The sequence below is a fragment of the Sphingobacterium sp. MYb382 genome (assembly GCF_037572665.1).
Classification (GTDB): domain Bacteria; phylum Bacteroidota; class Bacteroidia; order Sphingobacteriales; family Sphingobacteriaceae; genus Sphingobacterium.
On the sequence record NZ_JBBGZT010000007.1, the window covers coordinates 71,677 to 96,872 of the forward strand.

Genomic DNA, 25,196 nt, shown 5'->3' on the forward strand with positions numbered 1-25,196 from the left:
TAAAAAAACTAATTATTAACTGTAACGTTTTTAAACTTATAACGACTTACTGATTAGATTAATATTTTATTCTAACAGACGAACACTTTTTTATGAAGAAACTAATGCTGCTGCTAACCCTTTTTGGGATATGCAGCTTTACCGTCCTAAACGGACAAACAAAAATTACGGGTCAGGTTCGTGATGAGTCTGATCAGAAACTTATCTTAAAAGACGCTTTAGCGATGTTACTACGTGCTAAAGATTCTATTCTTATCGATTTTTCTCGTGTTGATGAAAAAGGAGAGTTTACCCTTACTAAGAAAGGTGACCAGCCTTACTTAGTCATTGTGAGTTACCCTAAATATGCAGATTTCTACCAATCGGTAGTCGCACAAGGAAATGTCAATTTGGGTGATGTTAAATTAGCTAATATCAGCCATATGTTGGAAGAGATTGTGGTGACAGGGCGTTTACCAATCACAATCAAAGGAGATACGACTGAATACGATGCAGGAAGCTTTAAAGTAGAGAAGAATGCTAAAGTAGAAGATTTACTTAAAGTACTTCCGGGAATCACCGTAGATGCTTCAGGAAAGATTACTGCCCAAGGAAAGACGGTGAAGAAGGTGTTGGTTGACGGGGAAGAGTTTTTTGGTGATGACCCTACTTTAGTGACACGTAATATTCGTTCGGATATGGTAGATAAAGTGCAGGTATATGAGAAAAAATCTGATTTAGCAGAGCGTACGGGTGTTGACGATGGGCAACGCGAACAGACGATCAATGTGAAGTTGAAGGAAAATGCTAAAAATGGTATGTTCGGTAAGGCGCTTGCGGGCGGTGGTACCGACGATTACTACATGGGGCAACTCATGCTTAATAAGTTCAAAGGAAGCCAAAAGATTTCTGCGTATGGCCTTTTTGGTAATAACGGAACAACGAGTATGAACTGGGAAGATTCACAGAAGTATGGTGGGGATTCCGGCGTTTCTTATGGTGACGATGGCTCCATGAGTTTCTCTTCGGGCGGCTATGATCCATTCTCTGGACAAGGTGTCGTGGGTGTTCCACGTGCAATTAATACAGGGCTTAACTTCTCGGATAAATTTGCCGATAAGCACAAAGTGAATTTGAATTATAAATATGGGCGTATTGAGTCTGACGGTACGGATGAGACTACACAAACAGGTATCATCAATAACCATTCTTTAAAAAATGTAAATTCAGAAAATGATTTGCACCGTGCCAATATCAAATTTGATTTAGCATTTGATACGTTAAACACGCTTTTGGTTACAGGTGGAGCTTCACGTAAGAATTTATGGACAAACACGACGCGTGATGCTGAGCGATTTGATATCAATGGTACGATGACGGCTCGTGAACATACAGAAGAGTTAGTAGAGAATAAAGTGAATTCTTACGATGCGACGGCCTTGTTTACCCATAAGTTTATGAAAAAAGGACGTTCTTTTTCTGTGTTTGCTAAGTTTTCCGATGAGGAGACTAAGGGTGGAGGTACCTTATTGTCACACGTAGACAACTTCGGGTTCGCCGCAGATTCTACTATTACAAGTACGAGGACTACTACCGACCAGTTGAAGAATAGATTACAAAGACAAAAGTTACACCAAGGAACCTTAACGTATACGGAGCCTTTAAGTAAGAAGTTAAACCTAACCTTATCGGCAGGTGTTGTAGAGGCTAAAAATAGTTCCCTTTTGGAATCTTATAATAAATCCGCTTCTGGTGCTTATGATGATTTAGATAAACGCTTTAGTAATAATTATAACTTTGATCGTTTAAGCAGCAGTTACAAGGTCGCTTTAGGTTATGTCGATGAGAAATTCCGCGCTACCTTAACAAACAGCTTGAATAACGACGATTTAAAGCAGCTTAATAACTATACGCAGGAGTCTTTGAAACGTAACTTCTTGACGTATAACCCGTCGTTAAATGCGAATTACTCTATTAGCAAGAGCAAGCAGTTATCCTTCAATTATCAAGGACGTAACCAGTTGCCTTCGTTATCACAGATTCAGCCGATTCAAGATAATGCGGATCCATTCAACCGTTATGTAGGAAATGAAAATTTAAAGCCTTCGTTCCTTAACTCGGTAAATGTGAATTTCTATTCTTTCAAAGCTTTATCGGGTACATATAACTATGTAGGTGGTTACTTTAGTACGACTAAAAACCCAATTGTACAGAGTATTCGCACAGACAACTCTATTAACTTTTATGAATGGCAAAATATTGATGGACATGCTAATGTTGGTGTTAGTTTCTGGGGAGGTCACTATGCTAAGATCTCTAAATCTTTAGGTTTGTCGCACTCGCCACAAATTAATGGTTCAAACAATGTAAGCTACAACTTCTTCAATGGCGAATTGAATAAAGTAAGCTCGAGCAATTATGGAGCTACTTACCAGTTGATTCGTGATACTAAAACAGGCTTAAACTTTAATCTAGGTCTTAGTCCGAAATATAGAGTATTAACGTCTAGCTTGCAGAAGAATGAAAATAGTAATGGTTTTGTTTTTGAATCGAATGGTAGCGTTGAATATTTCTTTGATAAAACGTTTAAATTATATGTAAACTATAACTATACCCATGAAGCAGCGACAAAAGCTTTTGATAAGCGATTCGATCAGTTCTTGTTACATCCTGGGATTAGTAAGAAGTTGTTGAAAAATGAATCCCTAGTGGTAGATTTTACCGTGAATGATGTGTTGAATGCAAATAAAGGGTTCAGCCGTTCTTCTGTTAATTCTGTCTTTACACAAAGACGTTATGATACCATTAAACGTTACTATATGTTGAAAGTATCATGGGATTTCACAAAAATGTTTATCAAATAGTCAATAAGAAAATGAGAGTAACGATAGCTATTTTAACACTTTTATGCTGTGTGCAGTTTTCAAAAGCACAGTATGCACACTTCGGAAGAAGTGGAACAATTAGTTTTGATAAGATCATGTATGCCAAGAATATTGTGGCGAAGCAGTTCATTGAAAAAGCTGATGATAGATCAAGAGGACAATTTCAACAGATGTTGCCTTCTATTCCAGAGAACATCACCCTGAAGAAGACACTTAAGTTTAATGCACAGGAGACTTCTTTCGAGCCTCAAAAAGGAGGCGATTTAGATCCACGGGTAAAACAATTGGTCATGATGTTTGCACTAGATTTTGATGCACAGACCTTATCTACCTTTTCTGATCGTTCTTACAAAAGATTCAACGATATTATCGGTGATAAAGTCATCATTCAAGATACAATGAAAACGATGACGTGGCGTATAACCGATGAATACCGTGAAATTGCAGGCTATAGCTGTAGAAGGGCTAATGGTATTACACCAGACTCTATCTATGTTGTGGCTTATTATACCGCAGATATACCTGTATCGGGCGGCCCTGAGTCTATAAATGGCCTTCCGGGCATGATCTTAGGTCTAGCTGTTCCAAGCCAGCACGTGTCTTATTTTGCGACTAAGGTGGAACTGACAGATCAAGTGGTTATCGATAAGAAGGTGTTTGATAATAAAAAGACCAAGGTAATGAGCCGTAGTCAAATTGCAGAATTGTTCAAATCGACCATGTCGAATTGGTTAAATAAACAAACTATAGAATATATCACTGAACTTAGTCTTTTGTAAGACTAAGTTTATCCCAAGAAAAAAGCCCGAATTCGCATTGCGAATTCGGGCTTTTTTATAAGGCGATACTAAAATTACTTAGTGTCGTTTTTCTTAGAAGTTACTTCGTTACGAAGTTCCTGAGCTAAAGTTTTGATGTCTTGTAAGCCTTTGCGTACACGAGTACCAGCTGCAGAGTTACCATTGTTGAAGAATTTGTCTGCATCAGCTTCTAAAGAAGCTACTAAGCTTTTTAATTTGTTGTAGTTTTCCATTTTGAATTATATAATTTTAGTTTTTATTAATTAATATCCTAAGATATCATAAATATACAAAAACAATGAATTAAAGCAGAATTTTTGCATTTAATTTAATAAATAAATTTGCTCTCAGGAGACTATTCTACAATTTTTAGTTCGTTAATGATATTTTGTGCACCAGCGAATTTATCAATGATGAACAACACGTAACGAATATCTACTGAAATTGTACGCTGTAAAACAGGGTCGAAAATAACGTCTCCAGCCATTGCTTCAATGTTACCATCAAAAGCCAAGCCAATTAATTCTCCTTTAGCATTTAAAACTGGAGAACCTGAGTTTCCACCTGTGATATCTTGATCACTTAAGAAGTTAACAGGCATATAACCAGCTTTATCCGCGTAACGTCCGTAATCTTTTGTCTCATACAATTCCATTAAACGTTTTGGTAAGTCAAACTCCTCATCGTTTGGTTTGTACTTCGCAATAGTTCCTTTTAATGTCGTGTAGTTGTTTACTTTAGCATCATTACGTGGGTCAGCAGGAAGGGCACGGATAGTACCATACGTTAGACGTAACGTAGAGTTCGCATCTGGGTAGTATTTTCCTTTTGGATTCGACGCTAATACACCAGCAATATACTTGCGGTAAGCAGCTTGGAAATCATCATTTAATTTTTCAGTTTCAGGCGTGCTTTCGCGGTATTTCGTCATTAATGCTGAAGAAATACGGAACAAAGGGTCTTTATCTACAGCTTCAGCTGATGGATTGGCTAAGAAAGCTTCTAATGTAGCTTTAGAACCAAAGATGCTGCTTGCAAATGCTTTTTCAATATAGCTTTGGAAGTTACCACCATTTTCTTTTGCTAACTCAGCAATGTAAGGCGCGATAACACCTGCTTTTTTAGCGTAAAGATTCAACTCATCAGCCAACACATCAACCTCTAGTGGTAAGTATGCTTTTTCATAAGTCTCCGTAGCGATTGTTTGTAAGCGTGGTAACAATTCAGCTCTTTTTGCTTCGTTGCTCGCAGCGTACTGTTTTAAAGCCCCACCAAGGTTTGCTGGAAGAGCAGCGAATGTAGACGAACGTAACATACCGATCAGGTAGTTGTCGTGGCGTGCTTTTTCGTTTGTGGTAGCATAGAAGTTGTTGATTGTTTTAACAACATCACCATACTGCGCTTTATTTTCTTTTTTGTTAGCCCATTTATCAAAAGTAGCTTCTTGCTTACCTTTTGTTGCTGCGGTATTGTGTTTGGTCAACGCGTCAATCATACCTTGACGGTTTTTCCAGTAGTTAGCAATACCGGAGTATTGAGAAGCATAGTTAATCTTTACAGCTTGGTCTTTATCCATGTATTTTTTCATGGCATCCATACCTACTTTAGAAGCTTCAACCCATGCAGGGTAAGCAAATTTTACGTTTTGGTCAATTCCTGCAGCAGGCATCCAACGGTTTGTACGACCTGGGTAACCCAAAATCATGGAGAAGTCACCTTCTTGAATACCTTTGATGCTGATTGGCAAGAAGTGTTTAGGCTTCAATGGAACGTTAGCTTTAGCGTAAGCTGCTGGGTTACCATCTTTATCACCATATACACGGAAGATAGAGAAGTCACCTGTATGTCTAGGCCATTCCCAGTTGTCAGTATCGCCACCAAATTTACCAATGCTGTTCGGAGGCGTACCTACTAAACGAACATCTGTATAATCTTGATAAACGAAGTAGTAGTACTCATTTCCTTGGTAAAATGATTTTACAGAAACGACGTATTTACCACCTTCGCTATTTTCTTTTTCAATTTTAGCGATCTCTTGGTTGATAACTTTTTCGCGTTCTTTTTCGCTCATTTTATCATTTACCAATCCTAAGATACGTTTCGATACATCGTCCATACGCACGAAGAAACGTACAAATAAAGATTTAGGCTTCAATTCTTCACCTAAATTCTTAGCCCAGAAACCATTTGTTAAGTGGTCATCCGCAGGCGTAGAAAGCTCTGCAATAGCACCATAACCACAGTGGTGGTTTGTGAAAACAAGACCTTGACCGGATACAATCTCCGCAGTACAGCCACCATTAAACTGCACAATAGCATCTTTTAATGAGGAATTATTAATGCTGTAGATTTCTTCAGCTGTTAATTTAAGTCCTTTTTTCTGCATATCTGCCTCATTTAGACGCTTCAAATGCATTAGGAACCACATCCCTTCATCTGCAAATGCACCCATACTCACTGAACACAGGAGTAGGAAAACCCATATTTTTTTCATATTCAACCTTTTTAGTAGCCACAAATTTGATTTAATTCCTGTTTAATTCAAAATTATAGGCCAATAAAATGCGTAGATGCTTAGATAATGTCATATATTATGGAATAATAAATCGATATAGATGCTTTTCTTTATCTTTGCAGAATGGCATCATTTGAAGATTTCAAGTTTAACAAACAAATACTAAATGCAATTGCAGAAGCCGGCTATCAAGAGACGACTGAAATTCAGCAGCAAGCAATAACCCCAATTTTGAGTGGTCAAGATGTGATGGGAATTGCACAAACCGGAACTGGAAAAACAGCGGCCTTTGTGCTTCCTTTGTTGATGCAGTTAAAGTATGCACAAGGAGATGACCCTCGTGCACTCATTCTCTCGCCAACACGCGAGCTGGCTATGCAGATTGAAGAACACATTCGTCTTTTCTCGACTTATTTAGATTTGCGTACCGTTTTGTTGTATGGAGGTTTAGGACCGAAGACGCAGAAAGAACAGCTGGCTAAAGGTTGTGATATTATCGTAGCAACACCAGGTCGATTCCTCGATTTGTATTTAGCAGGCGATATCAATACTAAATCCTTGAAGTTCTTGGTGATGGATGAGGCCGATAAAATGATGGATATGGGATTCATCAGTAAGATTCACCGTATCCTTGAAGTTGTGCCCCGCAAGAGACAAAATCTATTGTTCTCCGCAACCATGAGTGAGTTGGTGCGTAAGATTGCAGGTGACTTCTTAGCATTCCCTACTGTTATTGAGGTAACAGAGCAAGCAACGCCAGCGAAAACAGTATCTCAGTCGGTTTATCATGTGCCTAATTTAAAGACTAAGCTCAACCTTTTGCAGCATTTGCTGGAAGATAGCGAGGCTTTTCATCGCATTATTATTTTCTGTAGAACAAGACAGGTAGCGGATAATGTGTTTCGTTTTATGGAGCGTAAGCATGGTGATGAGCAAGTACGCGTAATCCACGCTAATAAAGGGCAGAATACACGTATCAATTCGATTAATGCCTTTAAAGAAGGTAATGTTCGTATTTTGGTAGCTACCGATGTGGCAGCACGTGGCTTAGATGTTTCTAAAGTGAGTCATGTTTTTAACTTCGATGTGCCTATTGTTATTGAAGATTATGTACACCGTATTGGGCGTACTGGTCGTGCTTTCAGCGAAGGGGATGCAATAACCTTTGCGAATGAATCGGAGTTGTATTATGTATCAAAAATTGAAAAATTGATTCGTCAGAGCATTCCTGTTAAAGAACTTCCTGAATCGGTATTTATCGAGAAAACAGGATTTGAAGAAAAACAGGCTATTGCTCGAGAGATTGATAATCAGAAGAAGAAAGATGACCCTGATTTCCGCGGTGCTTTCCATGAAAAGAAATATGTAATCAAGCAGCAGGAGAATAAAGCTGGTGGTAAAGGACGTCCTTCTGCTTTCGGTAAAAAATCAGGAGCGAAAGCTGGTGCAAAAGCTGCGGCGAAAGCAGGAGCAAGAGGTTCTGCTAAGCGTGCGAAAAAAAGATAAGATGAAACTAAGCCCACTAAATATTGCACAGGCTTGTTTGTTGGTTTGGTATATCGACGAATGGGGAAGAGATCAAGCTATATTTCCCATTTGGCAGATAAGTCTATTTCTGATTTTGCTATTGGTTATAGATTTGATTTTTCGATTTTATATAAAAGAGCTACGCAGGCTCTGGATGAGTGAAATTGGCTTTATCCTGATGACAGGAATATTGGTGGTATTAATAAAAATAATGTAAAAAGGGCTTTGCCTTTATTAGTATAAATGAACGTATGAAAACAGCAGAAATAAAACTTAACGTAACGTTAGATGATCAAAATGTGCCAGACACGATTGATTGGTCATCGACAGATGGAGAAACTTCGGATGAAATGCCTGCAAAAGCTATGTTCTTAGCCTTATGGGATGCGCAGTACAAAAACTCCTTGCGTATTGATTTATGGACTAAAGATATGCCTTATGATGAGATGAAGCGTTTCTTCTATGAGACGTTGCAAACTTTAGGTGATTCTTTTTTACGCGCTTCCGCGGATGATCCAATGGCAGCTAAAGTGATTGGTGATCTACGCGATTACTGTGCGCATTTTGCCGACAAAATGGAAGTCTTAGAACAAGAAGGTCGTTAATCTTTTTTAATAACTCAATTATGAATTATTTCTTAGTAAAATCAGAGCCTTTTAAATATAGCTGGGAACAGTTTGAGAAGGATGGACAAACGTTCTGGGATGGTGTGCGTAATTACCAAGCTAGAAACAACATGAAAGCCATGAAAAAAGGAGACTTAGTCTTGTTTTATCATAGTAATGAAGGTAAAGAAGTAGTAGGTATTGCTAAAGTTGTTAAAGAATTTTACCAGGATCCTACCACCGATGATACCAAATGGGTAGTGGTTGATTTAGCCCCTGTGGAGCGTTTGAAAAAATCGGTTACCTTAGAAATGATTAAAGAAGATGAACAGCTTCAGCATGTCGCATTAGTGCGTCAAGGTCGATTGTCTGTGATGCCTTTGAAAGCAGAGGAGTTTGATCGTATTATTGCCTTAGGCCACGGCGAATAAAAATATAACTATAAAAAAGCGGGAATACATAATTTATGTATTCCCGCTTTTTTATGCTTATTAATTTAGCCTTTATGATTAAAAAGGTTTACCAAATCTTTTAAAGCAGTAGCATTTTCCGGCTGTAACTTCTTGCCCAAAATAAGACGAAGCTCTCTACGTCTTAATGCTTCATCAAACAATTGGATTTCCTCTTCAGTTTCTGGCACTAACTCGGCCACCTTGCGTGGTTTATTGTTTTCATCAATAGCTACAAAAGTGTAGTAAGCCTCGTTAGTCTTGATACGCGTACCCTCCGGTAGATTGTGGGCAAATATTTCCATGCGTACTTCCATCGATGAAGAAAAAGCACGCGATACTTTCGCTTGTATAGTTACCACTTCACCCAATTTGATCGAACGACTGAAGGATACGTTGTCGACCGATACGGTTACGACAGGGCTATTAGAATGCTTCTGTGAAGCCATAGCGGAACAGATATCCATCCAATACAAAAGACGACCTCCCATGAGGTTGCCAAACGTATTGGTATCATTTGGAAGAACGAGCTCATTCATTTCCGTATAGGATTCTTTGGCGAATTTCTTATGCATGTTGTTGTAGTTTTTTTAACTGTATATCTATTTGTTCAAAGCTCGCTGTTAAACTTGTCGGTTTAAAGCCGAGCACTTGATGTGCTTTATCTAAAATAAAGCCTGTTTTGCGTGGACGGTTTGTGTCTTGGCCAATTTCTGCCGCAAGGATAGGGCTAATTAGCTTTTTGTCCAATTGCCAGTAATCAGCCACCAACTCTACGACTTCGATAATGCTGTAAAGCTGAGGTCCCGAAATATGGAAAATCCCTTCTGCTTTCTTGTCTGCCGCTAAGATACAAGCTTGTGCAAGGTCGTCTACCCAAGTAGGCATACGCCATTGGTCGGCAACCACCTTGATAGCTTCTTTTTGTTCAAGCTTACCTTTTGCCCATAACACAAGGTTGGAACGTCCTTTATCTCCGATGACGCCGTACACTAATATCGTGCGTAGTATTGCTGCCTGCGGATTAACGGCGAGAATAGCCTGCTCAGCCTTAACTTTACTCGCTCCATAAGCATTGCATGGTCCTGTGGAATCGCTTTCCTGGTATGGCCCTTGTTTGCCATCAAACACAAAGTCGGTCGAGAGAAAGGTATAGTGGATACCTTGCAGATGGGCCAGCTCGGCCAGTTGCTGTGGAATTGTAACATTGATAAGCTGCGCTTGATCAGGATCAGCTTCACAGCGTTCAACACTACTAATCGCCGCACAATGGATAATATGTGTAGGAGCGAAGGATTGAATCAATTGTTGCATACCTTCCCAATCTGCTAAATCTAATTTCTGGAAAGTATAACCCGCTTGCTGCGGATTTCGGTTTTCGCCTCTTGAGGTACACAGCAAAGTAATGTCGTCCCTTAAGAGCAGAAAATCAGTCAGCTTTTGGCCTAGAAGACCATTGGAACCTGTTAGGAGTATGCGCATAGGTATAACGTTAGTTTGTCCAGGTAAAATTCATTTTTCCTTGTTTCATGGAGTTATCAATAACCTTTACTTCAAGCTCTATTATTGCTTTCAGCGCTTCGTAATTAATTTTATCCGCATCATCAGTAGGCATGTGGTAGTCTTCATGACCTCCAGTATGGAAAAATAATACCGGAATATTTTTCTTGTAGAAAGACGTTTGATCAGAACCCCCATTACCATCTTTGCTGAGGTTAAACTTTAAAGGGCTCTGGATATCGGCGAAAATTTGTGGAAAAGCAGTGCTCGTACCATATCCGATAACAGCTACACCATTGTCTGGATTGTAACGGCCTATCATATCCATGTTTAACATCCATTGGATATTCTCCAAGGGCAGGGTAGGGTGCTCCGTGAAATACTTTGAACCAACTAGGCCCAGTTCTTCTGCGCCGAAGGCGATAAATAAAATGTTGTAAGGTTTTGGTGTTTTATCAGCACTGTAGTGACGTGCTAATTCCAGTAATCCGGCAACGCCAGAAGCATTGTCGTCGGCACCGTTATGAATCTTGCCAACGCCTAGTGAGTCTTTAGAGCTTCCTTGGTGGCCTGTACCTAGGTGGTCATAATGCGCACCAACAACAATGGTATAGGGAGCTCCTTTATCTAAGAAGCCAATGATGTTTGTCGCTTGGCGGATGCTATCAGGCACGACCACGCGGCGTACTTTGGCTTCAAAATGCTGCCTATAGCCTTGTTGACCTTTAGGGGTAAGGCCATATTTTTTGAATTGCTTCTCGATATAATCGGCAGCTTTTCCGACCTCCTTAGACCCCGTTCCGCGGCCTTTCATCTGATCTGATGAAAGGTAGTAAATATGTTTTTTGAGATTTTTCGGTTGTATTTGAGCCATCCCAGAAAGGGATAAGGCTAAGAATAGGATGCTCGTAAGAGCGTATAAAATGGGCCTGCGTTTGTTCATGCCCAAATATACGTATTCGACTTGGCAAGATAAAAGACTTGCTTAGTCTTCTAGAACTTCACTATTAATACTTTCTTTTTCGATGATTTCTTCTTTGAAATATCTTCTTTGGAATAATAGAATTAAGAAGACACCAATAGAAATTGCTGTGTCAGCAATGTTAAAAACAGGACGGAAGAACAAAAAGTGTTCTCCACCCCAAAAAGGAAACCATTCAGGGAAGTTACCTTCAATCAAAGGGAAGTACAGCATGTCTACCACCTTACCATGGAATAGAGGGGCATATCCGCCTCCTGCAGGAAGGAAACTTGCTTTTTCATAAAAGGAACTCTCACTAAAAAGAACCCCATAAAAAGTAGAATCAATGATGTTACCCAAAGCACCAGCAAAGATTAACGCTACGTTTAGAATAAAACCACGGTGGTATTTATTTTTCACCATATAATGAAGACCGTAGCCAATTCCGGCAACCGCAATAATTCTAAAGAGCGTCAAGAATAGCTTACCAAATTCACCGCCAAACTCCATCCCATAGGCCATGCCATTGTTTTCGATAAAGTGGATAATGAATTTATTGCCTAGAATATTAAAGTCTTGACCGATGGTCATGTTTAGCTTAATCCAAAATTTAACAATTTGGTCAGCCAATAAAACCAGTGCAATAAGAAGTAGGGGTTTAGAGTATCCTTTCATATAGTGTATAAAAATGGTCTTTGTTTTTAAGCAAAGACCATTTCAAAAATCTTCAATTAATATTGTTTGTTTTTCGCTTCGATGCTAAGCGTGGTATGCGGAACAGCTTTAAGCCTTTCTTTCTGAATAAGCTTACCTGTTTCTCTACAGATACCATACGTTTTGTTTTCGATGCGTACTAATGCTGCCTCTAAGTTGTCGATGAACTTTTTCTGACGAGCTGCTAGTTGGTTGGTTTGCTCTTTTTCAAGCGTTGCCGACCCGTCTTCTAGCGTTTTATAAGTTCCTGCTGTATCGTCAGTACCGTTCGCATTACTATTGCTTAAGGTAGAGGTCAAAGCACCAAGTTCTTCTCTAGCCACACGAATTTTTTCCAAGATAATATCTTTGAATTCTTGGAGTTCCGCATCGCTGTAGCGTGTTTTCTCGTTTGTAGTTCCCATAATTACAATTTATCAATTAATACTCTTAATTCGATACCATCAATTTCAATAGTATCACTTGGCTCGGTTAATATTTCTTTAAATTCTAAAGAAGTTGCCAATATTTCGGTGCAAATATACGATAAATTATCTTTAGCCGCGTCTTGTATATCAGCGTCTTGTGTTATTGTGACGTTAATTTTATCCGTTACTTCAAAGCCTTTCTCTTTACGTAGGTTCTGAAGACGGTTAATCAATTCGCGTGATAAACCTTCTTTTTTCAATTCAGCGGTAATATTTACATCTAAGGCAACTGTTAATTTACCTAAGTTAGCTACTTGCCATCCCGCAACGTCTTCCGCAATAATCTCTACATCTTCTGGTGTAATTTGGTAAGCAGGTTCGCTTAGAGCCAATGTACCCGTTTGTTCTAATAGATTAATCTCTTCGTCCGTTAACGCTTGGATAGCTGCAGCAACAGCCTTCATGTCTTTACCAACTTTCGAGCCAAGAACTTTGAAATTAGGTTTTATTTTTTTCTTAATAATACCTGTTGTATCCGTGATAAACTCAATAGATTTGATATTTGTCTCTGATAGAATGAGTTCTTTTACTTTTTCTACTTTATCTTGGAACGTTTGATCTAGTACCGGAATCAAAATCTTGTTCAACGGTTGACGTACATTGATACTTGTTTTTTTACGTAATGACAAGGTCAATGAAGAAATATCCTGTGCCAAAGCCATACGTTCTTCCAAATCTTTATCTACCAACTCGGCATGGAACGTTGGATAATTTGCTAAGTGTACGGATTCAAAATTTTCCTTATTACAGTTTTCATGTAAATCTAAATACAACTGATCAGCAAAGAATGGAGAAATCGGCGATATTAACTTAGCAATCGTATCTAAACAGGTGAATAAAGTCTGGTATGCCGAGATTTTATCTTCTGTGTAGTCACCTTTCCAGAAACGACGACGACATAAACGTACGTACCAGTTACTCAAATGCTCATCGACAAAATTCTGAATAGCACGCGCCGCTTTTGTCGGCTCATACTCTGCATAGAAGTTGTCTACCTCTTGTGTTAAGCTATTTAATAAGGAAATTACCCAACGGTCGATTTCTGGACGATTCTCAATAGCAATATCAGCTTCGCTGTAGTTGAACTTATCGATATTTGCATACAGCGCAAAGAACGCATAGGTATTGTATAAGGTACCGAAGAATTTACGACGTACTTCATCAAGACCCTCAATATTGAATTTTAAGTTGTCCCAAGGAGCAGCGTTGCTAATCATGTACCAACGTGTTGCATCAGCACTGTATTGATCAATCGTAGAGAACGGGTCAACACCATTGCCTAAACGCTTAGACATTTTGTTTCCGTTTTTATCCAATACCAATCCGTTTGATACCACATTTTTGAAAGCTACAGAGCCTTTAATCATGGTGGAAATTGCATGAAGCGTAAAGAACCATCCACGTGTCTGGTCTACGCCTTCCGCGATGAAGTCTGCAGGGAAGTTTTCGTTGAACCCTTCTTTGAAAGGATTAGGGTCTCCATTTGCTAATTTCTCATGGTCTAAGCCCCATTGTGCATATGGCATAGCACCCGAGTCAAACCATACATCGATTAGATCAAGTTCGCGGAACATTTTCTGTCCGTTGATAGATACCAAAATTATATCATCTACGTATGGACGGTGTAAGTCTAATTCTTCTGTACCGAATTTCGCTAAGTAAGCCTCGTTTACTTTTTGCTCTTCAGCAGAAAGCAATCCCGACTGGATAGATTCTTCCAATAGTGTTTTTAACTCCGGAAGGGAGCCGATACATACTTCTTCATTCTCATCTTCTGAACGCCAGATAGGAAGTGGAGTACCCCAGTAGCGTGAACGCGAAAGGTTCCAGTCTACTAAGTTTTCTAACCAGTTTCCGAAGCGACCTGTTCCTGTAGCTTCTGGTTTCCAGTTGATTGTTTTATTTAATTCCACCATTTTATCCTTTACAGCCGTTGTTTTGATAAACCAGCTATCTAATGGATAGTATAATACAGGTTTATCCGTACGCCAACAGTGTGGGTAGGTGTGTTCATATTTTTTAACATCAAAAGCCTTATTGTCTTCTTTCAGTTTAATCGCAATCAATACATCTGTAGGGCGGAAATCAGGGTTCTCACGCTCTTCATTGCTGTAGTATTCTTCTTTTACAAAACGACCAGCGAAGTCGGTAATTTCATGCACAAAGCGACCTGTACGATCTACAGTAGGCACTTCTTTACCATTTTCATCTTTCACAAGAATCGCCGGTACACCGTTTTCTTTACATACTCTAAAGTCATCCGCACCATAAGTAGGCGCCGCATGAACGATACCTGTACCATCTTCCGTCGTTACGAAATCACCCGCGATAACGCGGAATGCTTTTTCAATAAGTTCTTCATTGCTGATATAAGGCATCAATTGCGCATAGCGTAAACCTACTAGCGCATCTCCTTTGAACTCGCCTGCAAGCTCCCAAGGCACAACTTTGTCGCCTACTTTGTAGTTTTGGAAGTCTGCGTTTTGGCCTTCTGCTTTGAAATGTTTAGCGATTAAGTTTTTTGCCAAAATAACGGAAACAGGGCTTCCTGTATATTGATTGAAGGTTTTTACCTTCACATAATCGATATTTTTACCGACAACCAAAGCCGTATTACTAGGCAATGTCCATGGCGTAGTCGTCCATGCGATAAAAGCAACGTCCTCTTCAGCCGACTCTATCAACGTGTCAATTAAAGGGTGTACCTGTGTTTTATCCAAACGGAACTGCGCCACAATAGTGGTGTCTTTTACATCTTTGTATGTACCTGGTTGGTTCAACTCGTGCGAGCTCAATCCTGTACCAGCAGCCGGTGAATACGGCTGAATTGTGTATCCTTTGTATAAAAGATCTTTCTTGTACATCTCCTTTAGTAAGTACCAAAGGGTTTCGATGTATTCATTTTTGTAAGTTACATACGGGTTTTCTAAGTCTACCCAGTAGCCCATCTTTTGGGTAAGGTCATTCCACACATCAGTGTAGCGCATAACCTCCTTACGGCAGGCATCATTGTATGCTTCAACCGTAATTTTTTTACCAATATCTTCTTTTGTAATACCAAGTGCTTTTTCTACAGCGAGTTCAATAGGGAGACCGTGTGTATCCCATCCTCCTTTACGCTTTACTTGAAAACCTTTTAAGGTTTTGTAGCGACAAAAAATATCCTTAATGGAACGTGCCATTACATGGTGAATACCAGGCATCCCATTTGCGGAAGGCGGACCTTCGTAAAAGGTGTACGGCTTGCTAGCCGGACGGTTCGAAATACTCTTTTCAAAGATGTTATTCGATTGCCAACGCTTCAATACTTCTTGCCCTATCTCAGGTAAATTTAACTGCTTATATTCCTTGTACATCCGAAAATTGCTATTGTTTTTTAAAGGTCGCTAATTTAAACAATTTCAATGTAAAGGGTGAACCTTTAGCATGAAAATCATTTTTAAGCATGTATTTGTGTGTTTTTATGGGTAAAATACCCAATCCTTGTCTTTTTTTTGAACCAAAAAAGACAAGGGAAGGAGGGATTATTTAGGCTGAGAACGAGCTGCCGCAACCGCAAGTGCTGCTTGCATTCGGATTGTTGAAAGTGAACCCACGAGCCTCAAGGCCGTTTTTGAAGTCAATTTCCATCCCTGCCAAATAAAGTCCGTGTGCTTTATTCATAAATAAACGAATACCTTGAATAGTATATTCTGTATCGCCATCTTTCTTTTGATCAAATCCCAAAATATAGCTCATACCCGAGCATCCACCACCTTCAACGCCCACACGTAGGCCGAAGTCTGCACTAATCTCTTGTTGATCTATTAGTTTTTTTAGTTCGTTTACAGCGCCCAACGTTAACGATACGGGTGCTGTAGCCACTGTGCTATCTGTACTCATTGTGTAAAAATTAAAACCGTTCTAATCAAACAAAAATACATATTTTTAGAGACATTTCTTCGTGTTTACTATTTTTGACATGAATAATACATTTTATTATGAGTAAAGATTTTATCGATTTTTTTGTCCAGCTTTTGACTGTTGCTTTTGGTGTTTTTGCTGCCGGTTTGGTGCTTTTTGGGTTGCTATGGCCTAAAGTAGAGAATTACCTATTGCGCATAAATGCTATCAATCAGAACCGTGAGTTTACAAAGGAAGCTCAGCAGCTACGCTTTGCGGCCTATGAAAGGTTGCTACTGTTCGCTCACCGCATTGAGCCGCAAGCGCTAATGGTGCGCAATCATCAAGAGCAATTAAGCGTCGATCAATTTGTGCGATTGCTGCTCGCTGAAGTAGAGAATGAATACCAGCATAACCTAACACAACAGCTCTATGTGTCGGATAGTGCATGGCTTTTTATAAGTGATTTAAAGAATAACACGTTAGCCTTGATTCGCAATGCGAAAGCAGCCTTGCCACAGGATGCCAAAGTAGATCAGTATGTGGGAGTTGTATTAAAACATGTGCAGGAATTTGAGCAAAACCCTTACACATCTGTGCAGCTGATACTTAAAAAGGAATTGGGCGTTTAGAAATATAGATTTTCGCTCGTTCTTTTATTGTTTTTATACTATATTTGCAGCGAAATTAATAAATTATTATAATTTACTCCTTAAGAATACAATAATGGAAAGAGATCAGGCCGTTTTTAATCTAATAGCTGAAGAGCTAAAACGCCAAGAAGAAGGTATTGAGTTAATCGCTTCAGAAAACTTCGTAAGCAAGCAGGTCATGGAAGCTGCAGGTTCTGTTTTAACGAATAAATATGCTGAAGGACTTCCAGGCAAACGTTACTATGGCGGTTGTGAGGTTGTAGACGTTATCGAAACGATTGCGATTGATCGTGCTAAGCAACTTTTTGGTGCTGAATGGGTGAATGTTCAACCACACTCCGGAGCGCAAGCTAATGCTGCTGTATTTTTAGCAATTTTAAAACCAGGTGATAAAATCTTAGGATTTGACTTATCACACGGTGGTCACTTAACGCACGGTTCACCAGCGAATTTTTCTGGTAAATTGTACCAACCATTATTCTACGGAGTTAAAGAAGATACAGGATTAATCGATTACGAACAGTTGGAAGAAACTGCGCGTGCAGAAAAACCTAAAGTAATTATCTGTGGTGCTTCGGCATATTCACGTGATTGGGATTACGCACGTATCCGTAAAGTAGCAGATGAAATAGGCGCTCTTGTTGTTGCTGACGTTTCTCACCCTGCAGGTTTAATCGCTCGTGGCTTATTGAATGATCCACTTCCGCACTGTCATATTGTAACAACGACTACCCACAAAACTTTACGTGGTCCTCGTGGTGGTATGATCATGGTAGGTAAAGATTTTGAAAACCCTTGGGGTCTTAAAAATCCAAAAGGTGAAACCCGTACCATTACACAATTGTTAGACTTAGCGGTATTCCCTGGTACACAAGGTGGTCCTTTAGAGCATACAATTGCTGCAAAAGCGATTGCTTATGGTGAGGCTTTATCTGATGATTACTTAGCTTACATTCACCAAGTACAAAAGAATGCTGCTGCATTAGCACAATTCTTCGTAGAGCAAGATTATAAAATTATCTCTGGCGGTACAGACAACCACTTAATGTTGGTTGACCTACGTAACAAAGATATTTCAGGTAAAGAAGCTGAAGCTGTATTAGGCTTAGCGGGTATTACTACAAATAAAAACATGGTACCTTTCGATACACGTTCTCCGTTTGTAACTTCTGGTGTTCGTTTCGGAACAGCGGCAATCACAACGCGTGGCGTTAAAGAAGGTGAGATGCTTCAAATTGGTGAGTTAATCCACGACGCTTTATTACACCGTTCAGATGAGGCTAAATTAGCAAGCATCCACGCGAAAGTAAGAGAGATGATGGCGCAATTCCCATTATACGCATAAGCATAGTTTAAAGCAAGGCGCGAAGAAGGCCGGCTAAATTATATAATATTAGTAAAGGCTTTACTCAACAAATTGTTGGGTAAAGCCTTTACTGTTTTTAACAGTTTCGGCGTTATATGTAAAGAAATGTTAAAAAACAGGCTGTTAATTTGTTTTACCAGTATTTTTTGGTTGTTTTGAAACAATAAGTCATCTAAAAACGAATTGCCTATATAACACAACTACGCTCAAAAGAATTATTCTACTAAATCGAGGAGATTTATTATGAAAACATGGAACGAAAAGAGTGATCTTGAATTGATCCAAGCGTATGTGTCAGGCAATGAAACTGGTATAGAGATTTTACTGAACAGGTATAAATCTAAAATATATACATCTATTTATCTACAGGTAAAAGATGAATATCTCGCCGAGGATATATTTCAAGAAACATTTATTAAAGTAATAAGAACCCTGAAAATGGGGAAGTACAATGATGAAGGTAAGTTTTTACCTTGGGTCATTCGTATTGCTCAAAATATGGTAATTGATCATTTTCGAAAAGAAAAACGAAGCCCTACGGTAGTGAGTAGTGACGGCTATGATATTTTCAGTGTATTGGATTTTTACGATGAAAGTGCCGAGTCGAAATTGTCCGTTAGCCAGCGTGATGTCGATTTGAAAAAGATTATTCAGCGTCTGCCCGACGATCAGAAAGAAGTTTTAATCATGCGCCATTTCTGTGATATGAGCTTTAAAGATATTGCTGATGTTACCGAAGTGAGTATAAATACCGCTTTAGGAAGAATGCGCTATGCCTTGAATAATTTGCGTAAAATGATCGAGGATCACAAGATGATGCTCAACGTAACGTAGCGGTTTTTGCGCAAAAATGACAGTTATACTACGCTTTTGCTGTTTTTTGACTGACAAAATGCGCTGTTTTTTGTATCTTAGGCCATGTTCCATCAGCGTGGAATAGCATTTGATACGTTAAAAACTAAAAGACAGAAATATGGGAATCTATTGGATATTATTTATTGGGATTGCACTTATCAGTTGGGGTGTTCAGTCGCGTTTTAAGAATAAATTTAAGAAGTACTCGGAGGAACCATTAACCTCAGGGCTTTCTGGTGCAGAAATAGCGCAGAAAATGTTGAACGATAATGGTATTTACGATGTGCAGATTTTAGTGGCAAATGATGGTCAACTTTCTGATCATTATAATCCATCCAACAAAACTGTTAATCTAAGTGAGGAAGTTTATTACGGACGTAGCGTAGCTTCTGCAGCGGTAGCAGCACACGAGTGTGGGCATGCTGTTCAGCACGCCACCGCTTATAGCTGGTTGCAATTTCGTTCCGCTATGGTGCCTGTTGTAAGCATCGCTTCACGTCTTACCTCTTGGGTATTGATGGGTGGTGTATTGTTGATGGCTTTTCAAGGTATTCCATGGGTTTTGATGATTGGTGTGGCTGCGTTATTTTTAACGACGTTATTTTCATTCATCACATTGCCTGTTGAATTTGATGCCTCAAACCGCGCTTTAGCTTGGTTGAATACCGCTAATGTGACAACGGGTACACAAGAGCATGATGGAGCTAAAGATGCATTGAAGTGGGCCGCAATGACTTATGTTGTAGCCGCATTATCGGCCTTAGTAACTTTACTATACTACGCTTACATTTTGTTTGGTCGTCGCGACTAAGGAAGTAGCGTTTCAAAATACAGGATGCGGCACCCGAAAGGTGCCGCATTTTTTTATGCGCCTAATCTGCGCTAGCTTTCATCTGTATTTTGTACCTTTGGCACTTAAGCTATTAAAGACGAAAGATTAACATGTTTCAGAATTTACAAGACAAACTTGATAGAGCCTTTAAAGTACTAAAAGGACAAGGAAGCATTACAGAAATAAACGTCGCAGAGACGATGAAAGAAATTCGCAAAGCATTATTAGATGCCGATGTGAATTATAAAACTGCAAAGACCTTTACCGATGAGGTTAAGCAAAAGGCTATGGGTGCGGATGTTTTAAATAGCATTTCTCCAGGCCAATTGTTAACGAAGATTGTGAATGACGAGCTTACTGCCTTGATGGGTGGTGCCGTAACAGAATTGGACTTAACAAAGAATCCAACTGTTATTTTAATTGCCGGATTAAACGGTGCGGGTAAAACTACCTTCTCGGGTAAGTTGGCAAACTACTTGCGTGAGAAAAAAGGTAAAAAACCGTTATTAGTTGCTGGTGACGTTTACCGTCCAGCAGCCGTAGATCAGCTGCAAGTTTTAGGTGAGCAGGTTGATGTTCCTGTTTATGTAAACCGTGAATCTAATGACCCTATCGCTATTGCAAGAGAAGGGGTGGCAGAAGCAAAACGTAACGGACAAAACGTTGTTATTATCGATACTGCCGGTCGTTTAGCTATTGATGAAGCCTTGATGGTGGAGATTACAGCTGTAAAAGACGCTACGCAGCCACACGAAATCTTATTCGTAGTCGATTCGATGACTGGTCAAGATGCGGTGAACACGGCTAAAGCTTTTAACGATCGCCTAGATTTTACAGGTGTTGTATTAACCAAATTAGATGGTGATACACGCGGTGGTGCGGCTTTATCTATTAAGTCTGTTGTTGATAAGCCTATTAAGTTTATCGGTACAGGCGAGAAAATGGAGGCTTTGGATGTTTTCTATCCAGAGCGTATGGCTTCCCGTATTTTGGGTATGGGTGACGTTGTTTCCTTAGTGGAGCGTGCTCAACAGCAATTTGACGAAAAAGAAGCAGCCGAATTACAAAAGAAAATACGCAAGAATAAATTCGACTTTAACGATTTCAAAACTCAGATTCAGCAAATCAAGAAAATGGGTAACATGAAAGACTTAATGGGGATGATTCCTGGCGTTGGAAAAGCATTGAAAGATGTAGAGGTAGATGATAATGCATTCAAGCCAATTGAAGCTATTATCGACTCTATGACACCATTCGAAAGAGAGAACCCAGATGCTATCGACCCTAAAAGAAGATTGCGTATCGCTAAAGGATCCGGAACAGATGTTAATGAGGTAAATAAATTGATGAAGCAGTTTGCTGATATGCGTAAAGTAATGAAGCAAATGTCGAATCCAGGGATGGCCGCAAAAATGATGCGTAACATGCCGAAAATGCCAGGTAAATTCTAAAGGAAAATCCCTTTAAAAATATTGAAGATAGTTGTAGATGAAAGTTTACAACTATTTTTTTTGGATTTTTTAGTACCTCTCTTATTATACATATTTGTGTAGATAAAGCGGGTAGAAGTGGCTTAAGAAGCTTTTATTCGTCTATCTTCGGGTTATTTTCTTTAGAATTAAGTCATCTAAAGAAAGAGATAAAACAAATGAAAAACATATGAAGTTTGGTATTTTAGAAGTAAAGGGTAATGTTGATTTAATGCCGAGTTCTCACTTTCCAGATAACGCCTCTTTATACCGGGCTATTATTACGGAAGCTGATGAAATTCATGTGCAATTGGATTACCACGACGTGGTGGTACCACCTTACTCCATTTTGTATGTATCTATTGAAACAGCCCTTGCCTTGAGTAAAGAGCATGAAGGTCGTTTCTATTTCCTATACTTCACAGAGGTCTTTTATAGAAGAACATCTTTCGATGATGACCTGTTGAATAGTCCCGAAACTTTCAATACGCCACAGGGCTTTAATGTCGTTACAATTGAGGAAGAACTACGTGAATATTACGCTTCGCAGGTACATTTCTTATACGACGTTTTTTCGCACAAAAACTTAGTTGTTTTTAATGATTTAATACATGGACTGATTAAGCAATTATTGTTGTTAGGTAGTTTGATGGGGAAACAAGAAGAGAAGCTTGCTCACCATGTTGATGCCGACCATGAAGTAGTCCGTTCTTTCCGTGGTTTAGTAGAAGAAAATTTGGCTGTAGAGAAGTCTGTAGCCTTCTATGCTGAACGTTTAGCCATCTCTCCACGTAGGTTGTCTTTTGCCTGTAAGACGGTTTTGAATACCACTCCAAAGCAGTTTATCTCTAAGTGTATTGTGAAAGAAGCAAAGAGAAGATTATTGTATACCTCGGATAGTGTACGGGAGATTGCTTGGAAACTAGGCTACGAGGAAGAAAACAACTTCAGCGCCTTCTTCATGAAAGAAACAAAATTATCACCTAGCACCTATAGAAAAGCCTACCACGGGCGCGGTTAATTTTATTTTTGGCTATTTGCCCTTCTGGCGAAGGGTTATGCCTTCGCGGTATTCATCATTTTAACGTTGCCATTTCCGTTAAGTTTGTTCTGATTAAGTCGTTAAAATTTGTTAACGGTTTTCATGCTGACATTTTATTGACTAAATGTTGGGTGAAATTTTATAAATTTGAGAAAAAGGGAAAAGATGGAATTACTTAAGATAATCGCTATATTCTTCATTGGTTATTACGCTATCAAGTATTTGTTTCGCTTATTAATGCCATTTGCTTTACGTAAAATGGGGGAGCGATTGATGCGTAAAGCACAGCAATCAGCCTACCAAACTCAACAAGGAGCTGGAGGCTACCAGCAGCATGGAAATCCGTATGATCAGTTTAAACAAACGAATAATCAGCGCAAGGGTGAAGTGCATGTAGACTTCATTCCGCAAGAGGAAGCTAAGAATAGAAAAGGCACACAAACAGCAGGTGAGTTTGTCGACTTTGAAGAAATTAAATAACCTTTTCTTGCAATAAGAAGCGTATCTTTGGCCTATGTGGCTTAAGCACCTTTCTGTTTTAAATTTCAAGAATTATACAGAGTCTTCTCTCGAATTCCTTCCGCAAGTAAATGCCTTTACGGGCGAAAATGGGGCAGGGAAGACTAACTTGTTGGATGCTATCCACTACCTTGCTTTGTGTAAGTCGTACTTCAATCCGATTGATTCACAGCACATAAAAAAAGGAACCGAATGGTTTATGGTGCAAGGTGAATTTGACCGTCAAGACATACCTGATGTCGTGTCGTGCAGTCTCAAAAAAAATCAAAAAAAACAATTCCGAAAGAATAAAAAGGACTACCAACGATTGGCTGACCATATTGGCCAATTTCCATTGGTTATGATTTCTCCTTATGATAGCAGCATTGTCTTAGAAGGCAGTGAAGAGCGTCGTAAGTTTGTCGATAATGTTATTTCACAAACAGATAATCATTACTTAGATACCTTAATTCTATATAATAAAATCCTTTTACAGCGTAATACGTTACTCAAAGATGCTGGACGTAGAGGTCAGTTAGACTTAGGTCTGCTAGAGGTAATGGATATGCAGCTAGTCGATGTAGGTGAGCGTATATTTGACCGTCGTAAGCAGTTTATGGAAGAATTCCTTCCGGAGTTTACGCGCTACTATCGTTTCTTGACTGAAGAAGCGGAGGAAGTATCCTTAGTTTATGAGTCACCACTGATGAAACAGGACTTTCCAAGCCTACTTAAGCAAAATTTAGAACGTGACCGAATCCTTGAGCGCACCAGTCAAGGGGTGCATAAGGACGATTTGCTGTTTACTATTCATGAGCAAATGCCGTTGAAGAAGTTTGGCTCTCAAGGGCAGCAGAAGTCCTTTTTAATTGCATTAAAATTAGCACAGTATAGTTTCTTGAAGCAAAAAAAGCAAGATAAACCCTTACTCTTGTTGGATGATATCTTTGAGAAGCTTGATGACAGAAGAACAAGGAAGCTGATGCAGCTGGTTTCTGAAGATGAGTTTGGACAAATCTTTTTAACAGATACTGATGCTTTGCGTGTTCATAAAATCTTTGAGGAAATATCACAACCCATTCGTATTTTTGAAGTAAAAGGAGGAAACATTGGCATATAAAAAGAAAGCAGACGAAATTCCAACACGCGATGATGTCGGAATAAAGCAAGCTATTGAAAAATGGCTGGAAGTATATCGCTTGCGCTCCAAGTTTGATGAGTCCTCTATTGTTCGTGCCTGGCCACAGATTATCGGTAAGGCTATTGCTAATCGGACACAAAAAATATATATCTACGACAAAAAACTATTTGTTAAGGTAGAATCTGCAGTTATCAAGCATGAGCTCGCACTGATGCGTAAGCAAATTATTGGTCGTGTAAATGAATATGTAGGGCAAGTTATCATCGAAGAATTTATTATTCTATAAGCTGTAAGCGTCTAAAATTTCCATCTTATTCTTCTTTTGTATGCTAGTTAATTAAAGTGTTTTTCCTTTTTCTGGAATCATTATCCCCTTTTTTTAATCTGTTACCCACAAACTAGGTTAATCCTCTTGGCTTATTTTTTTTTGTAGAAAGCGCTAGTTAACAATTATTTATTGTTTTATGTTGAAAAAACATCATTTGCAATAGGTATATTTATGTCAAGTTAGTAGTAGTTCTTTTATGACTAAATCATTAGTTTATGGAATGGCAAAAATACAATGGCGAAAATATTCGTATGCCGATTACACAGGCTGTCGAAGAGATTATTAGTAGGGAGACCCACCTCGGAAATAAGCTGAAAGTCTACATCGGCACCGACTCCCAAGTTAAAAGGGGGATTATCGATTTCGCAACCGTAATCGTTTTTCTCCGGGAGCATAAAGGAGGTTTTATGTTTATCCACAAAGATAAACGCCAGCGGCGGATGAGTATTAAAGAAAGGATGCTCCTCGAAGTCCAAAAATCAATAGAAATAGCCTACCACCTGTGTCCACTCTTAGACCAATACCACGTCGACCTAGAGGTTCACGCCGACATCAACACCAACCCAAATTTCCAATCTAATGTAGCGCTGAAAGAAGCGATGGGCTATATCATGGGGATGGGGTTTCAATTTAAGGCTAAGCCCGATTCTTTCGCTAGTACAAACTGTGCGAATAAGATGGTGCAATAGGGAAGAAGGTTATTTATTTAACAATATCGTGTATCTTTA

25 protein-coding genes are annotated in these 25,196 nt (G+C 39.2%); 16 read left to right on the plus strand and 9 right to left on the minus strand.

The window, feature by feature from the left end; translation table 11 throughout:
- The first annotated feature begins 92 nt into the window (after positions 1-92).
- Positions 93-2,843 (plus strand): outer membrane beta-barrel protein, encoded by a 2,751-nt coding sequence (locus WH223_RS01045; protein WP_340045663.1) that lies wholly within the window; start codon positions 93-95, stop codon positions 2,841-2,843.
- 11 nt (positions 2,844-2,854) lie between these two features.
- A complete protein-coding gene (locus WH223_RS01050) occupies positions 2,855-3,643 on the plus strand; it encodes a GLPGLI family protein (RefSeq protein ID WP_340045664.1) in 789 nt (262 codons plus the stop codon).
- A gap of 74 nt (positions 3,644-3,717) precedes the next feature.
- Here the strand turns inward: WH223_RS01050 and WH223_RS01055 are convergent, their stop codons facing one another.
- Positions 3,718-3,897, minus strand: a complete 180-nt coding sequence (locus WH223_RS01055; protein WP_340045665.1) for a histone H1 — start codon at positions 3,895-3,897, stop codon at positions 3,718-3,720.
- A 122-nt stretch (positions 3,898-4,019) separates the two neighbouring features.
- Positions 4,020-6,158 carry a S46 family peptidase gene (locus tag WH223_RS01060; protein WP_340045666.1) on the minus strand — a complete coding sequence of 713 codons (2,139 nt, stop codon included), beginning with the start codon at positions 6,156-6,158 and terminating at the stop codon, positions 4,020-4,022.
- 144 nt (positions 6,159-6,302) lie between these two features.
- On the opposite strand from WH223_RS01060, the gene WH223_RS01065 reads away from it, so the two are divergent.
- Genes WH223_RS01065 through WH223_RS01080 form a run of 4 tightly spaced genes read left to right on the plus strand, consistent with a single transcriptional unit; the run spans position 6,303 to position 8,742 of the window.
- A complete protein-coding gene (locus WH223_RS01065) occupies positions 6,303-7,685 on the plus strand; it encodes a DEAD/DEAH box helicase (RefSeq protein ID WP_340045667.1) in 1,383 nt (460 codons plus the stop codon).
- Between the two features lies 1 nt (position 7,686).
- A complete protein-coding gene (locus WH223_RS01070) occupies positions 7,687-7,923 on the plus strand; it encodes a hypothetical protein (RefSeq protein WP_340045668.1) in 237 nt (78 codons plus the stop codon).
- A 34-nt stretch (positions 7,924-7,957) separates the two neighbouring features.
- Positions 7,958-8,311, plus strand: a complete 354-nt coding sequence (gene gldC, locus WH223_RS01075; RefSeq protein ID WP_340045669.1) for a gliding motility protein GldC — start codon at positions 7,958-7,960, stop codon at positions 8,309-8,311.
- Positions 8,312-8,331: 20 nt separating this feature from the next.
- Complete coding sequence (locus WH223_RS01080) at positions 8,332-8,742, plus strand: EVE domain-containing protein (protein ID WP_340045670.1); 411 nt, start codon at positions 8,332-8,334, stop codon at positions 8,740-8,742.
- A gap of 65 nt (positions 8,743-8,807) precedes the next feature.
- Here the strand turns inward: WH223_RS01080 and WH223_RS01085 are convergent, their stop codons facing one another.
- The 7 genes from WH223_RS01085 to WH223_RS01115 all read right to left on the minus strand — a co-directional run bounded on the left by WH223_RS01085 (position 8,808) and on the right by WH223_RS01115 (position 16,284).
- Positions 8,808-9,335, minus strand: a complete 528-nt coding sequence (locus WH223_RS01085; protein ID WP_340045671.1) for an acyl-CoA thioesterase — start codon at positions 9,333-9,335, stop codon at positions 8,808-8,810.
- Positions 9,328-10,242 (minus strand): SDR family oxidoreductase, encoded by a 915-nt coding sequence (locus tag WH223_RS01090; RefSeq protein WP_340045672.1) that lies wholly within the window; start codon positions 10,240-10,242, stop codon positions 9,328-9,330. The genes WH223_RS01085 and WH223_RS01090 overlap by 8 nt, the downstream gene beginning before the upstream one ends.
- A gap of 10 nt (positions 10,243-10,252) precedes the next feature.
- Entirely contained in the window at positions 10,253-11,203 is a 951-nt protein-coding gene (locus WH223_RS01095) for a M20/M25/M40 family metallo-hydrolase (protein ID WP_340045673.1), read from the minus strand.
- A 42-nt stretch (positions 11,204-11,245) separates the two neighbouring features.
- Positions 11,246-11,896 carry a lipoprotein signal peptidase gene (locus WH223_RS01100; protein WP_340045674.1) on the minus strand — a complete coding sequence of 217 codons (651 nt, stop codon included), beginning with the start codon at positions 11,894-11,896 and terminating at the stop codon, positions 11,246-11,248.
- Positions 11,897-11,952: 56 nt separating this feature from the next.
- Positions 11,953-12,339: a TraR/DksA family transcriptional regulator gene (locus WH223_RS01105; protein WP_340045675.1), complete on the minus strand. Its 387-nt coding sequence runs from the start codon at positions 12,337-12,339 to the stop codon at positions 11,953-11,955.
- A 2-nt stretch (positions 12,340-12,341) separates the two neighbouring features.
- Positions 12,342-15,758, minus strand: a complete 3,417-nt coding sequence (gene ileS, locus WH223_RS01110) for an isoleucine--tRNA ligase (RefSeq protein ID WP_340045676.1) — start codon at positions 15,756-15,758, stop codon at positions 12,342-12,344.
- Positions 15,759-15,930: 172 nt separating this feature from the next.
- The gene (locus WH223_RS01115; protein ID WP_340045677.1) at positions 15,931-16,284 is read right to left on the minus strand and encodes a HesB/IscA family protein; all 354 of its coding nucleotides are present in this window, start codon (positions 16,282-16,284) and stop codon (positions 15,931-15,933) included.
- Between the two features lie 98 nt (positions 16,285-16,382).
- Here WH223_RS01115 and WH223_RS01120 point away from each other — a divergent pair, with 98 nt between their 5' ends.
- From WH223_RS01120 to WH223_RS01165, 10 genes are all read left to right on the plus strand, one after another.
- A complete protein-coding gene (locus WH223_RS01120) occupies positions 16,383-16,916 on the plus strand; it encodes a DUF7935 family protein (RefSeq protein WP_340045678.1) in 534 nt (177 codons plus the stop codon).
- A gap of 94 nt (positions 16,917-17,010) precedes the next feature.
- On the plus strand, positions 17,011-18,282 hold the full coding sequence (gene glyA / locus WH223_RS01125; protein ID WP_340045679.1) for a serine hydroxymethyltransferase: 1,272 nt from the start codon (positions 17,011-17,013) through the stop codon (positions 18,280-18,282).
- Between the two features lie 264 nt (positions 18,283-18,546).
- Entirely contained in the window at positions 18,547-19,137 is a 591-nt protein-coding gene (locus tag WH223_RS01130) for an RNA polymerase sigma factor (RefSeq protein ID WP_340045680.1), read from the plus strand.
- Between the two features lie 139 nt (positions 19,138-19,276).
- A complete protein-coding gene (locus WH223_RS01135) occupies positions 19,277-19,969 on the plus strand; it encodes a zinc metallopeptidase (RefSeq protein WP_340045681.1) in 693 nt (230 codons plus the stop codon).
- Positions 19,970-20,100: 131 nt separating this feature from the next.
- The gene (gene ffh / locus WH223_RS01140) at positions 20,101-21,441 is read left to right on the plus strand and encodes a signal recognition particle protein (protein WP_340045682.1); all 1,341 of its coding nucleotides are present in this window, start codon (positions 20,101-20,103) and stop codon (positions 21,439-21,441) included.
- Positions 21,442-21,649: 208 nt separating this feature from the next.
- On the plus strand, positions 21,650-22,480 hold the full coding sequence (locus WH223_RS01145) for an AraC family transcriptional regulator (protein ID WP_340045683.1): 831 nt from the start codon (positions 21,650-21,652) through the stop codon (positions 22,478-22,480).
- A gap of 186 nt (positions 22,481-22,666) precedes the next feature.
- Positions 22,667-22,981 (plus strand): DUF4834 family protein, encoded by a 315-nt coding sequence (locus WH223_RS01150; RefSeq protein WP_340045684.1) that lies wholly within the window; start codon positions 22,667-22,669, stop codon positions 22,979-22,981.
- 34 nt (positions 22,982-23,015) lie between these two features.
- Positions 23,016-24,119, plus strand: coding sequence for a DNA replication/repair protein RecF (recF, locus tag WH223_RS01155; protein WP_340045685.1), 1,104 nt, complete (start codon positions 23,016-23,018; stop codon positions 24,117-24,119).
- The gene (locus tag WH223_RS01160) at positions 24,109-24,426 is read left to right on the plus strand and encodes a DUF721 domain-containing protein (protein WP_340045686.1); all 318 of its coding nucleotides are present in this window, start codon (positions 24,109-24,111) and stop codon (positions 24,424-24,426) included. The genes recF and WH223_RS01160 overlap by 11 nt, the downstream gene beginning before the upstream one ends.
- 257 nt (positions 24,427-24,683) lie before the next feature.
- Positions 24,684-25,157, plus strand: coding sequence for a ribonuclease H-like YkuK family protein (locus tag WH223_RS01165; RefSeq protein ID WP_340045687.1), 474 nt, complete (start codon positions 24,684-24,686; stop codon positions 25,155-25,157).
- Positions 25,158-25,196 lie beyond the last annotated feature (39 nt).